Genomic DNA, 11,642 nt, shown 5'->3' with positions numbered 1-11,642 from the left:
CGGGCGCGCTCAGCCTAAAAGCTGTGGCCGGTTGGGCAGCTCGTCTTCATGCGGCGCGTCGGCGCCGCGCGGGAAGTGAGCGACCAGCAGCTCGGTCACTGCCTCGATGCCCGCCAGCACCGCCACCTCGTACTGCCCCTCGCGCAGGAACTGCTGCATGCGCCGGCACACCTCGTCCCACTGCGCCTGCGGCACCTGGCTGCGCAGGCCGCGGTCGGCCACCACCTCGATGGCGTGGTCGGCCAGCAGCAGATAGACCAGCACGCCGTTATTGCCTTCTGTGTCCCAGGCACGCAGCTGCGCGAACGCCTGCTCGGCGCGCTGGCGGGCCGTTTGCCCACGCCACAGCGCCCCCAGCGGCAGGTCCGCCTCCACCGCCACCATGATCTGGCCGGTGTGGCTGCGCTCGCTGTCGGCCACGGCAGCAGTGATCGTCTCCATGCACCTGGCGGGAAACCGACGCTGCGCCGAGGGCGCGAACAGGTGCCTGAGCAGTCGCATTACCAGCTCCCCGAGGCGCCACCGCCTCCCGATGATCCACCGCCGCCACCCCAGCCGCCGCCGCCAAAGCCACCGCGGCCACCGCCCCCGAACCCTCCAAAGCCGCCACCGCCCCAGCCGCCACCGCCGACGAAGCGTCCCGGCGAGCCGGAGGCCAGCCCCGCCAACAGCCCGATCACCGCAGCGCCTGCGCTGGCGAACAGCAACGAGGTGAACAGCAAGGCCGCGCCACCAGCGGCCACCCCGGTCAGCACGGCACGCAACGGGCGCGGCAACGCGCCAAGGATCCCGCGCGCCACCATCGCCACCACGAAGCCGATGAACAGCGCCATGATCCAGCCCCCACTGGCGCCAGCGCCGGCACCTCCCTCGTGCCCGCTGACCGGCGCCGGCAGCGCCTCGCCTTCGATCAGTCCGGCCAGCGTCGCCGTTGCATCACGGATACCGCCGCCGTAGTCGCCCTCGCGAAAGCGCGGTGCCAGATACTCCTGGATGACGCGGTTGGCCACGATGTCGGGGATGGCGCCCTCCAGGCCGTACCCGGGCTGGATACGCACGCGACGGTCGTCCTTGGCCACCAGCAGCAGCACGCCATCGTCCACGCCCTTGCGGCCGATCTTCCACTGGTCGAATACGCGCTGGGTGTATTGCTCGATCGCCTCCGGCTGGGTGGTCGGCACGATCAGTATCTGCAGCTGCGCGCCCTTGCGTTGCTGCAGGGCCAGCGCCTGTTGCTCCAGTTGCTGGATCTGTGCGGCATCCAGCGTACCGGTGACATCGACGACCGGCGAACGCAGCGGCGGGATGGCAGCCAGATCCTGCGCCAGCAGCGATGCCGGCAGCAGCAGCAACACCATCATCATCCACACCGCTCTCAAAGACGTTCGCCGCATTTCCGACTCCTACCTGATGCGTACTGAAATTCAGTCGTTTCCTTCCCCCATCGAGGCACTGTCCTCCCTTTGGGGAAAAGTGTCCCGAATGGGCGGATGAGAGTCCGCGCAAAGCCACGTGCAGCGCGACACCATGGAGGCTTCGCTCCGTACCCTCACCTCAACCCCTCTCCCGAGGAGAGAGGGGCTCATAGCCTGCTCGGACACGGTTTGCAGATTCGTTTTGCAGACTCTTGTCGATTTGACGCCGTAAAACAGCTCAGTCGTTCCCTTCTCGAAGGTGCCCCGAGAGGCGGATGAGGGTGCGAGCGAAGCCACGTGCAATGGGAAGACACAGAAGCTTCGCGCCGTACCCTCACCCCAACCCCTCTCCCGCAGGGAGAAGGGCGATTACTGCGCGGGCTGCAGATTACTGTGCAGGCTGCGGCGCCGGCTGCTGCTGCGGCGCCGGCTGGTTACCGAAATCCACCTGCGGGGCGCGCGAAATCTGCGCTTCGTTCTCCACGCTGAAATTCGGCTTGGGCTGGTAGCCGAAGATCTTGGCGGTGATCACCTGCGGGAACGAACGGATGTAGGTGTTGTAGTCCTGCACCGTCTGGATATACCGGCCGCGCGCCACGGTGATGCGGTTTTCGGTGCCTTCCAGCTGCACCTGCAGGTCGCGGAACGACTGGTCGGACTTGAGCTGCGGATAGTTTTCGCTGACCACCAGCAACCGCGACAGCGCACTCCCGAGTTCGCCCTGGGCCTGCTGGAATTGCTTCAGCGAGGCTTCGTCATCGGCATTGACCTGGATCTGACCAACCCGCGCACGCGCATTGGTCACCTCCGTCAGCACCTGACGCTCCTGCTGCGCGTAGCCCTGCACGGTGCGCACCAGATTCGGAATCAGATCGGCGCGGCGCTGATATTGATTGAGCACCTCCGACCAACCGGCCTTGACGCCTTCTTCCTTCTGCTGGATCGCGTTATAGCCGCAACCGGACAGCGACGCGGTCAGGATCAGCAACACCAGGGCGCGAATCAGGACAGGCATGCAGGCGATTCCGTTGAAAGAAGGCGCGAGCATGCCATGGGCCAGGTCAAGCCCGCATGCACATGCCCGCATCTGAAGCGCCCCGCGTTGTAGAGGCCGGCAGCAGGCAAGCGCGAATGATGGTCGGTACGCGGTTGGCTAGCGCCCGGCCCGGTAACTGGCTGGCAATGAAGCGGCGCTCACCCTGGCTCAGGCCTGCGATGCGGGTTGCCACCGATGTGGGCAGCTCAAAGGCAGCGGACGGGCGGGCACTCATCCGACCCGATCACCGGACGCGCCGGCATCGCCATCCAGCCATGTCTCCATACCCGCACCTGTCGCCGTATCGACGGTGCACGCGCGGCCCTTGCAATCGCTCCGGGACAATTCCTCCTGTGCTGCCGAAGGCCTTCAGAACAGCCGCGGCAACAGGATCAAGCCCCAGCACAGCAGCACGTTGAGCAGCAGCAGGAACACCGCGGCCGAGCCCATGTCCTTGGCACGCCCGGCCAGCACGTGATGCTCCGGGCCGTAACGCTCGATCACCGCTTCGATGGCCGAATTCAGCAGCTCGGCGGCCAGCACGATCAACAACGGCGCGATCAGCGCGATACGTTCCAGCGGTGATTGCCCCAGCCAGAGGCCCAACGGGGCCATGACCGCCGCCATGCACACTTCGAGCCGGAATGAGGATTCATGCAACCACGCGGCGCGCAATCCCTGACACGACCAGATCGCCGCCTTGAGCATGCGGCGCGGGCCGCGCGGCACGTGTCCCAGTTGATCAGCCATGCGTCGGTGCTTGCGCCCCGGCAGGGCGTGTCTGAGAACAGGGAAGACGCATGGCATGGTCGCTGCTGGGGAAAGTGCGAATCTTGCACCGTGGCGCTGCGCATCGCCAGCCGCAGTCCGGTTTGCCCTCAGCTCGCAGACTGCTGCACCATGGCAAGCCCGCTCAATCGCTGCAGGTTTCTCGCATGATCAGACACAACTTGCGCACGCTGCTGTGCGCCCTCGTGCTGCTGTCCAGCCAGGTGCATGCGCAGCCACTGCACGCGGCACCGGCCGTACCTGCACAGGTGTCCAATACCGCATGGGAACAGGATATGCAGCGCTTCGCCGCCAGCGACGCGCGCCAACCGCCGCCCAGGCACGGCATCGTGTTCGTCGGCAGCTCGTCGATCCGCTTCTGGGAAACGCTGGGGCAGGATTTCCCCGGCACCCCGGTCATCAACCGCGGCTTTGGCGGCTCGGAAGTACGCGACAGCACCTGGTATGCCGACCGCATCGTGATCCCGTACGCACCACGCCAGGTGGTGCTGTATGCCGGCGACAACGATCTTAACAGCGGCCGTACGCCCGAGCAGGTGCGCGACGATGTGCTGGCCTTCGTCACCCGCGTTCGCCGCGACCTGCCCGAGGCGCGCATCAGTTATCTGTCGATCAAGCCTAGCCCCTCGCGCGCGCAATTGCTGCCGGCGGTGATCACCGCCAATCGCCTGATCAAGGCGGCGCTGGCGCCACTGCCGCGGGTGGACTACGTGGATGTCTACACGCCCATGCTCGATGCCGCCGGCAAGCCACGTCCGGAGCTGTTTCGCGAGGACATGCTGCACATGACCGCCGATGGTTACGCCATCTGGCGCAAGGCCGTCGCCCCGGTGCTGGAACCGTAGTCACCTCCGACCGATCACGCTCAGGCCAGTGGCGCGGCCCGTTGGCCAGGGCGCGCCGCCAATGCGTCGATCGCAACGGCAAGCTGCAACGTGGACGCAGAAGGCCCTTCGCCGCGCAGCCGTTCCGATCAATCCCGCCAGGCAGCCGACACTGACGGCCTGCCTGCGGGCAGACCGCCAGTGTCAGGCAACTACCACGGCTACCGAGGTCCCCTGCCCGGCCTCGCTTTCCAGCTCGATCCGCCATCCAAAGCGGTCGCACAAGCGCCGCACGATCGACAGACCGAGGCCGGTGCCCTGCGGGCGCGTGGGGTCGGCGCGGAAGAACGGCTCGAATGCCCGCGCACGTGCTTCATCGCTCATGCCGATGCCGGTATCGCGCACCACGATGCGGTCCTGTGTCACCTCTACCTCGATGCTGCCGGTGTCGGTGTAGGCGCAGGCATTGCGCAGCAGATTGCTGAGTACCACCCGCATCACCCGCGGCGGCGCGAACATCTGCAGGCTGCGGTCACCCACCATGCGCAGGGACACCGGCTTGTCGCCGAGCAGCTCGCGCGCACTTTCGACTTCTTCGCTGGCCAGCTCGGCCGCATCGAAGGTCTCGCTCTGCGGGTCGATCTCCGCTTCGCGCGCCAGGATCAGGAAGGCATCGATCACCGCCTCCATGTCGCGGCCGGCGCGCTGGATCCGGCGCAGGCTACGCTGGGTGCGCTGTGACAGCTCGTCGTCGGCCAGTGCCATGTCGGTGGCGACGCGGATCACCGTCAGCGGTGTGCGCAGTTCGTGGCTGGCGTCGCGGGTGAAGTTGCGTTCGCGTGCGACATGCTCGCTGACCCGCTGCCCCAGCGCATGCAATGCAGCAGCCAGCTGCCGGGTTTCGCCCTGCAACTCTGCGGGCAGGCGCTCCGGCGAAAGTTCGTCCACGTCCGGATTGCGCGGATCCCAATGCGACACCCGCAGCGCAAGCCAGCTGATCGGTGACACCAGCCGCTTGGAGACGCGGTAGGTGAACCAGGACACGCCATAGATCCCCAGCAACACGATGATCGCCGGCACCACCCCGAACCACAGGGTCAGATGCGCCGCACGCGAACGCGGGAAGACCAGGTACAAGCGCCCTTCCGGATGTTGGTCCACATAGACCAGCGCGTCGGCGGCGGCCACTTCGCTGAAGCCCGGCGACAAGGTCTGCAGCGCGCGCGGGATGGCCTGGTCGCCAGCGCCGGCAGGTGCGAAATATCCCTGGATGTTGCGTGTATTCGGCGGCCGATTGTCCGGTGCGCTCTTGTGCATCTGCCAGAAATGCACGGCCTCGTCGGCGAGCACCGTGCGCACCAGGCTGTACTTGATGACAAGCGAAATCAGGTACCCGCCCAGCACGATCGCCAGGCTCGCCAGCGCGACCTGTAGCAGGAAGGCAAGACGTATTTTTCGCGGGAGCCCGTGTGGCATTGCTGCATCCAGGGGAGAGCGCCGGAGTATAGGCAACGCTTCCGTGAGTCCGTCGTGCAGCCAGCCGGCAGCACGGATAAACCATTAGCGCGTGGAGCCTAACACCGACCGGCCGCCAGAACGGCGGCCGGTCGGGGGACATCAGGCCATCGGTTGGGCGATGTCGGCGATGCGGTAGCCGGCGCTCTGCACGGTGTGCAGCAGCGGGCGGTCGAACGGCTTGTCGATGATCTTGCGCAGGTTGTACAGATGGCTGCGCAGGGTGTCCGAATCCGGCAAGCCATTGCCCCAGATTTCGCGCTCGATTTCCTGGCGGGTCACCACGCGCGGCGACTCGCGCATCAAGATGGTCAGCAGGCGCAGACCGATCGGCGAGAGCTGCAGCTCGGTGCCGGCACGGGTGGCGCGCATGCTCACCGGGTCCAGTACCAGATCGGCGACCTTGAGCACTTCCGAGCCCACCTGGCGGCGCTCGCGACGGATCAGGGCACGCAAGCGTGCTTCCAGTTCCTGGATCGCGAAGGGCTTGGTCAGGTAATCGTCGGCGCCGAAGCCCAGGCCGGTGAGCTTGTCGTCCAGCGTGTCGCGGGCGGTCAACATGAGCACCGGAGTGGACTTGCGTGCATCGTTACGCAGGCGGCGGCACACTTCGATACCGTCAAGGCGTGGCAGCATGAGATCCAGCACGACCACGTCGTAACTGTTCTCGGCGGCCAGACGGTAACCGTCGAGTCCGTCCTGCGCATAGTCGACCTCGAAGCCACGGCCTTCCAGGTATTCGCCGATCATTTCGGAGATATTGCGGTTGTCTTCGACGACCAGCACGAGGCCGGACGTCTCCTTGGTCTGACGCATGGACTTTCCTCGGTCTTCAGCTTTGTGAAACATGCCGGATCGGAGGTGGAAAGAACGTGAAGACCGGATAACGTTTTGTGACGCGCAGGGTCTAGCGCGGGAGCAGCGGACGCAGCGCGGGCCACACCGTCTCCAGCACCTTGGGCTGGGCTGCGGCGGTCGGGTGCAGGCCGTCGTTCTGCATCAGCCCCGGCTGCAATGCCACCTTTTCCAGGAAGAACGGCACCAGCGCGGTGGTGTACTGTTTCGACAGGTCTGCATAGGTGGCCTTGAGGCGCTCGCGGTAGGCCGGGCCGTAGTTGGGCGGTACGTCGATGCCCAGCAACAGCACCTTGGCACCGGCCCGTTCGCTGAGCTGGATCATCTTTTCCAGGTTGCCCTTGAGCTGGGCCGGGGTCAGGCCGCGCAGCGCGTCGTTGCCGCCCAGTTCGATCACCACCACGCCGGGACGGTGTTTTTCCAGCAGACCGGGCAGCCGGGTCAGCGCACCGGAGGTGGTTTCGCCGCTGATGCTGGCATTGACGACCGCCGGTGGCGTCGCCATGTCACGCTTCAGGCGTTGGTCCAGCAAGGTCACCCAGCCGGACTGCACCGGAATGTTGTGCGCAGCGCTCAGGCTGTCGCCAACGACCAGGATCGGTGCCGTGGTGGCCGGACTTCTGGCAGAGGCAATCCCCGGCGCAAGCAGGGACAGTGCCAGCAGCCACAGGGCCAGCGCGCCATATCGCAGTGTTCTTTCACGCATTCGGAGATTCCTCATCGACAGTCTGGCCCCCCGCTCCAGCACCCGCACCGCCATCGACGTCCGCGAGGTCGGCAAGTCCGTCAGTGGCCCGGAGGGAACACTCCACATCCTCGACAACGTGAGCTTGACGGTCAGTGAAGGCGACAGCATCGCCATCGTCGGCGCCTCCGGTTCGGGCAAGACCACCCTGCTCGGCCTGCTGGCCGGGCTGGACCTGCCCAGCCGCGGCAGCATCGCGCTGTCGGGCCAGGACCTGGGCCAGCTGGACGAAGAAGCCCGCGCCGCCCTGCGCGCCCGCGAAGTGGGCTTCGTGTTCCAGAGCTTCCACCTGTTGCCGGCGCTGACCGCCGAAGAAAACATCGCGCTGCCGCTGGAACTGGCCGGGCGCGAAGACCCGGCGCGGGTGCGCGAAGTGCTGGAAGCGGTGGGCCTGAGTGCGCGTGCGCGCCATTACCCGCGCCAGCTGTCCGGCGGCGAGCAGCAACGCGTGGCGCTGGCGCGCGCATTCGTGGCCCGCCCCCGCATCCTGTTCGCCGACGAACCCACCGGCAGCCTGGACCAGGCCACCGGCGCACAGATCAGCGACCTGTTGTTCGCGCTCAATGCCACCAGCGACACCACCCTGGTGCTGGTCACTCACGACATGACCCTGGCGCAGCGCTGCAAACACATCTACCGCATCGACAGCGGCCGCCTGCACGCACAGACCGGTCCGGCCGCATGAACGTGCTGCGACAAGCCGCACGCGCGGTACGCCGCGAATTCCTGGCCGGCGACCTGCTCACCGTGTTCGCTGCGCTGGTGCTGGGCGTTGCGGTAATGACCGCCGTCGGCACGCTGGTCGACCGGGTGACGCTCGCCTTGACCTCCAGCGCGGCCGAGGTGCTCGGTGGCGATCTGGGCGTGACCGGCCGCCAGGAGATTCCGGCCGACTTCGCCGAAGAAGCGCAACGACGTGGCCTGCAGAGCACGCGCATGGTCAGCTTCCCCAGCGTGCTGTTCCACGGCGATGCCAGCCAGATGGCCAATATCCGCGGCGTTGGCGCCGGTTACCCGCTGCGTGGGCAGCTGCTGGTGTCCAGGGACGGCGTCGGGACGGAGGGCAGCGTCGCCAGCGCACCGCCGCCCGGCCAGGCTTATGCCGACCCGCGTCTGCTCGAAGCGCTGGGCCTGCGCGTGGGCGAGCAGCTGGAATTCGGTGCCGGCCACTTGACCATCACCGGCGTGCTGCGCGCCGAACCGGATGCCTCCGGCGAGCTGATGCAGCTGTCGCCGCCGTTGCTGGTCAATCGCGCCGATATCGATGGTGCCGGCCTGCTCGGGCCGGGTAGCCGCGCCTCCTACCGGTTGATGTTCGCCGGTGCGCCGGAGGCCATCGCCGATCTTCGCGCCTGGCTGAAGCCGCGTGCCAGCGAGTACCGATTGGTCGGCATCGAAGACACCCAACGCGGCATGCGTGCGGCGTTCGATCGCGCCGGCCGCTTCTTGGCCTTGTCGGCCTTGTTGGCGGTGCTGTTGTCCGGCGTGGCGACCGCACTGGCGGCCAACCGGTTTGCGATGCGGCGTATCGACACCGTGGCAGTGCTGCGCTGCCTGGGCGCGAAGCAGCGCGACATCCTGGCGATGCTGTCGCTGCAATTACTGCTGACCGCCATTCCGGCCTGCCTGGTCGGCATCGGGCTGGGCATGCTGGCGCAGGAAGGCCTGGTGCAGGCACTCGGCAGCCTGATTCCGAACCGCCTGCCGCTGCCGCAGGCTACCCCTGCGCTGGCCGGTGCGGGCATCGGCCTGACCCTGTTGCTGGGCTTCGGCCTGCCGCCGCTGCTGCGGCTGCGCAACGTGCCGCCGATGCGCGTGCTCAACCGCAGTTTTGCCGCCGTGCCGCCAAGCTCGTTGCTGGTGTATGGCGCAGCCCTGGCCGCGACGCTGGCGCTGACCGTGTATGCCACCGGCAACCTGGTGCTGGCTGGCTGGGTGCTGGGTGGACTGGCCGCGCTGGCGCTGGTGGCGATGATGCTGGGCCTTGGCCTGCTCGCGCTGCTGCGGCCGATCCAGCACCGCCTGCGTGGTGCCTGGAAGCTGGGCCTGGCCTCGTTGACACGGCGACGCGGGCTGAGCGTGGTGCAGTTGGTCGGGCTGTCGCTGTCGTTGTGCGCGCTGTTGCTGCTGGCCGTGGTCGGCCCCGGCCTGCTCGGCCAGTGGCGCGACCGCCTCCCGGCCGATACGCCCAACTACTTCCTGATGAACATCCAGCCCGAACAGACCGAGCCGGTGCTGCAAACGCTGCGCGGATTGGGGGTGGAAGGTGCAGCAGTGGAGCCGTTCTCCACCGGACGCCTGGTCGCCATCAACGACAAGCCGCCGGTGCGCGGCGACCGCGACCCGGCCGACGATGGCGACGGCGACAACCGCCCGGTCAATTTTTCCTGGCGGCACGCATTTCCGCCGGCCAATACCCTGTTGCAGGGCAAGTTCTGGGCAGCCGACAGCACTGCAGCGGAAGCCTCGGTGGAAGAAGGCTGGGCACAGCGCTACCAGCTCAAACTCGGTGACCGCATCACCTTGCTGCTGGGCGAACAGCAACGCAGTTTTACCGTCACCAGCATCCGCAAGGCCGATTGGGATTCGTTCCGGGTCAACTTTTTCCTGCTGCTCAATGAGGGCGCAGTCGGCGATGCGCCGTACAACCTGATTTCGGCCTTCCACCTGCCGCCCGGCAGTGCCCCCAAGCTGGCGTCGCTGAGCCGCGACTACCCCAACATCTCGGTGCTGGATATCGATGCCATCCTGGGCCGCGTGCGCGAGGTGATCGACCAGGTGGCACAGGCGGTTCAACTGGTGATGGGGTTCAGCCTGCTCGCCGGTGTGCTGGTGCTGCTGGCGGCGCTGCAGGCCACCGCCGGCGAGCGCCGCTACGACAGTGCCGTGCTGCGCACGCTGGGCGCGCGCCGCGGGCAGCTACGCGGCGCAGTGCTGGTGGAATTTGGCGCACTGGGGTTGCTGGCGGCGGGGCTGGCGGTGACGGCGGCGGCGGTGATCGGCGCACTGGTCGGACAACAGGCCTTCGAGATCGCACTGGCACCGGACTGGCCGCGTCTGCTGCTGGGCGGCGCATTCGGGCTCGCCCTGAGTCTGCTGGCCGGTTGGTCAGGCACCCGTCGCATCCTGTCCACGCCACCGGCGTTGGCCTTGCGCAGCGAATAAGAGCAGCCAACCAGACTACTGCGCAGGCCCCGGGCGGGCGCGGCCGGTGTTCGGGATTCGCACGTACCACCGGTACACAGCGATTACTGCACGCCGTCCGCGCCCGTCTGACGGTTGCGCGCTACGTTCGGCGGCCGCTCTCGGCGCGCGTGCACGCCGTGCCGGCTGACGGCGGCATGTGCTGCGCCGTCTGATGGCAACGCGGGAATCGGCGCGACGGTCTCTGCGGCGAGCGAAGCACGATGCGGGTGGCGGTATTTCATATACCCGCAGCGCATAAGCACCTTGCCAATCGTACGTTCGCAGCGACGGCATGACTGCCTAGAGTGACCAGTCCGGTCGCCGTTGGCGGCCTTTGCCGTTGTCGAGGTGCCAGGGTCATGGCCAGCAGTCGTTCCGCCGCGCGTGTGCAACCGCCGCGTGCCGATGCCACCACCGCGGCTGCGTCAGGCGTGCGGATCGTGCCGTTCGATGCGCCACTGGGCGCAGAGGTGATCGGGCTGGATCTGTCGCAACCGCTGGACGCCGCTACGTTCGCGCGCATCCATCGGGCGCATCTGGATCACCACGTGCTGGTGTTCCGCGATCAGCGCATCACACCGGCGCAGCAGGTGGATTTCAGCCGTCGCTTCGGGCCGTTGCAGATTCATGTGCTGCGCAATTTCCAGCTGCGCGATCACCCGGAAGTGCTGGTGGTGTCCAACATCAAGGAAAACGGCGAGCCGATCGGCCTGGGCGATGCCGGGCATTACTGGCACTCGGATCTGTCCTACAAGCAAACCCCGAGCCTGGGCTCGCTGCTGCACGCGCAGGAGCTGCCAAGCGAGGGCGGCGATACCCTGTTCGCCAACCAGCACCTGGCGTGGCAAACGTTGCCCGACGCGCTCAAGCACACGGTGCAGGACCTGCGCGCCGAACATAGTTATCTGGCCAAGTACGAAGAGCTGCGCGCGCGCAATCCGTGGCGGCCGGCACTGACACCCGAGCAGATTGCCGAAGTGACGCCCGTGCAGCACCCGGTGGTGCGCACGCATCCGGAAACCGGCCAGAAAGCGTTGTTCGTCAGCGAGCATTTCACCACGCGCATCGTCGGCCTGCCCGAGGACGAAAGCCGGGCGCTGTTGCAGACCTTGTTTGCGCACAGCACGCGCGCGGCGCTGGTGTACCGGCATCGCTGGCAGCCGCATGACATGGTGTTCTGGGACAACCGCTCGGTCATGCACCTGGCCGCCGGTACGCCCGATCACCTGCGTCGCCGTCTCAACCGCACCACCATCGAAGGCGATGCGCCGTTCTGA

11 protein-coding genes are annotated in these 11,642 nt (G+C 67.0%); 4 read left to right on the top strand and 7 right to left on the bottom strand.

What is annotated here, in order from left to right; translation table 11 throughout:
* Positions 1 to 9 precede the first annotated feature (9 nt).
* The 4 genes from ACCQ12_RS04405 to ACCQ12_RS04390 form a co-directional block, all read right to left on the bottom strand.
* Positions 10 to 501 (bottom strand): TPM domain-containing protein, encoded by a 492-nt coding sequence (locus ACCQ12_RS04405; RefSeq protein WP_166743941.1) that lies wholly within the window; start codon positions 499 to 501, stop codon positions 10 to 12.
* Positions 501 to 1,394, bottom strand: coding sequence for a TPM domain-containing protein (locus ACCQ12_RS04400; protein ID WP_166743940.1), 894 nt, complete (start codon positions 1,392 to 1,394; stop codon positions 501 to 503). Before ACCQ12_RS04400 ends, ACCQ12_RS04405 begins: the two co-directional genes overlap by 1 nt.
* Positions 1,395 to 1,803: 409 nt before the next feature.
* The gene (locus ACCQ12_RS04395) at positions 1,804 to 2,430 is read right to left on the bottom strand and encodes a LemA family protein (RefSeq protein ID WP_184552790.1); all 627 of its coding nucleotides are present in this window, start codon (positions 2,428 to 2,430) and stop codon (positions 1,804 to 1,806) included.
* A 390-nt stretch (positions 2,431 to 2,820) separates the two neighbouring features.
* Positions 2,821 to 3,201, bottom strand: a complete 381-nt coding sequence (locus tag ACCQ12_RS04390; protein WP_372383042.1) for a diacylglycerol kinase — start codon at positions 3,199 to 3,201, stop codon at positions 2,821 to 2,823.
* A 185-nt stretch (positions 3,202 to 3,386) separates the two neighbouring features.
* Between ACCQ12_RS04390 and ACCQ12_RS04385 the strand changes: the two genes are divergently transcribed.
* Complete coding sequence (locus ACCQ12_RS04385; protein ID WP_372383041.1) at positions 3,387 to 4,085, top strand: SGNH/GDSL hydrolase family protein; 699 nt, start codon at positions 3,387 to 3,389, stop codon at positions 4,083 to 4,085.
* A gap of 183 nt (positions 4,086 to 4,268) precedes the next feature.
* Here the strand turns inward: ACCQ12_RS04385 and ACCQ12_RS04380 are convergent, their stop codons facing one another.
* The 3 genes from ACCQ12_RS04380 to ACCQ12_RS04370 form a co-directional block, all read right to left on the bottom strand.
* Positions 4,269 to 5,540: a sensor histidine kinase gene (locus tag ACCQ12_RS04380; protein ID WP_372383040.1), complete on the bottom strand. Its 1,272-nt coding sequence runs from the start codon at positions 5,538 to 5,540 to the stop codon at positions 4,269 to 4,271.
* Between the two features lie 141 nt (positions 5,541 to 5,681).
* Positions 5,682 to 6,395, bottom strand: a complete 714-nt coding sequence (locus ACCQ12_RS04375) for a response regulator transcription factor (protein ID WP_002811889.1) — start codon at positions 6,393 to 6,395, stop codon at positions 5,682 to 5,684.
* 91 nt (positions 6,396 to 6,486) lie between these two features.
* Positions 6,487 to 7,155: an arylesterase gene (locus ACCQ12_RS04370; protein WP_372383554.1), complete on the bottom strand. Its 669-nt coding sequence runs from the start codon at positions 7,153 to 7,155 to the stop codon at positions 6,487 to 6,489.
* Positions 7,156 to 7,264: 109 nt separating this feature from the next.
* On the opposite strand from ACCQ12_RS04370, the gene ACCQ12_RS04365 reads away from it, so the two are divergent.
* From ACCQ12_RS04365 to ACCQ12_RS04355, 3 genes are all read left to right on the top strand, one after another.
* Positions 7,265 to 7,864 (top strand): ABC transporter ATP-binding protein, encoded by a 600-nt coding sequence (locus tag ACCQ12_RS04365; protein ID WP_039565510.1) that lies wholly within the window; start codon positions 7,265 to 7,267, stop codon positions 7,862 to 7,864.
* Positions 7,861 to 10,344: an ABC transporter permease gene (locus ACCQ12_RS04360; protein WP_372383039.1), complete on the top strand. Its 2,484-nt coding sequence runs from the start codon at positions 7,861 to 7,863 to the stop codon at positions 10,342 to 10,344. Before ACCQ12_RS04365 ends, ACCQ12_RS04360 begins: the two co-directional genes overlap by 4 nt.
* A 380-nt stretch (positions 10,345 to 10,724) precedes the next feature.
* Complete coding sequence (locus ACCQ12_RS04355) at positions 10,725 to 11,642, top strand: TauD/TfdA dioxygenase family protein (protein ID WP_372383038.1); 918 nt, start codon at positions 10,725 to 10,727, stop codon at positions 11,640 to 11,642.

This window comes from Xanthomonas sp. NCPPB 1068 (assembly GCF_041479385.2).
Taxonomy (GTDB): domain Bacteria; phylum Pseudomonadota; class Gammaproteobacteria; order Xanthomonadales; family Xanthomonadaceae; genus Xanthomonas; species Xanthomonas cannabis.
Note: the sequence above shows the minus strand (reverse complement) of the source record. Positions and strands in the feature narration are given on the sequence as shown.

What these genes read in the sequence shown, in the direction of transcription:
- ACCQ12_RS04395 (WP_184552790.1), bottom strand. Translation starts at nt 2,430, where the DNA reads ATGCCTGTCCTGATTCGCGCCCTGGTGTTGCTGATCCTGACCGCGTCG.
- ACCQ12_RS04400 (WP_166743940.1), bottom strand. Translation starts at nt 1,394, where the DNA reads ATGCGGCGAACGTCTTTGAGAGCGGTGTGGATGATGATGGTGTTGCTG.
- ACCQ12_RS04405 (WP_166743941.1), bottom strand. Translation starts at nt 501, where the DNA reads ATGCGACTGCTCAGGCACCTGTTCGCGCCCTCGGCGCAGCGTCGGTTT.
- ACCQ12_RS04360 (WP_372383039.1), top strand. Translation starts at nt 7,861, where the DNA reads ATGAACGTGCTGCGACAAGCCGCACGCGCGGTACGCCGCGAATTCCTG.
- ACCQ12_RS04385 (WP_372383041.1), top strand. Translation starts at nt 3,387, where the DNA reads ATGATCAGACACAACTTGCGCACGCTGCTGTGCGCCCTCGTGCTGCTG.
- ACCQ12_RS04390 (WP_372383042.1), bottom strand. Translation starts at nt 3,201, where the DNA reads ATGGCTGATCAACTGGGACACGTGCCGCGCGGCCCGCGCCGCATGCTC.
- ACCQ12_RS04380 (WP_372383040.1), bottom strand. Translation starts at nt 5,540, where the DNA reads ATGCCACACGGGCTCCCGCGAAAAATACGTCTTGCCTTCCTGCTACAG.
- ACCQ12_RS04355 (WP_372383038.1), top strand. Translation starts at nt 10,725, where the DNA reads ATGGCCAGCAGTCGTTCCGCCGCGCGTGTGCAACCGCCGCGTGCCGAT.
- ACCQ12_RS04370 (WP_372383554.1), bottom strand. Translation starts at nt 7,155, where the DNA reads ATGAGGAATCTCCGAATGCGTGAAAGAACACTGCGATATGGCGCGCTG.
- ACCQ12_RS04375 (WP_002811889.1), bottom strand. Translation starts at nt 6,395, where the DNA reads ATGCGTCAGACCAAGGAGACGTCCGGCCTCGTGCTGGTCGTCGAAGAC.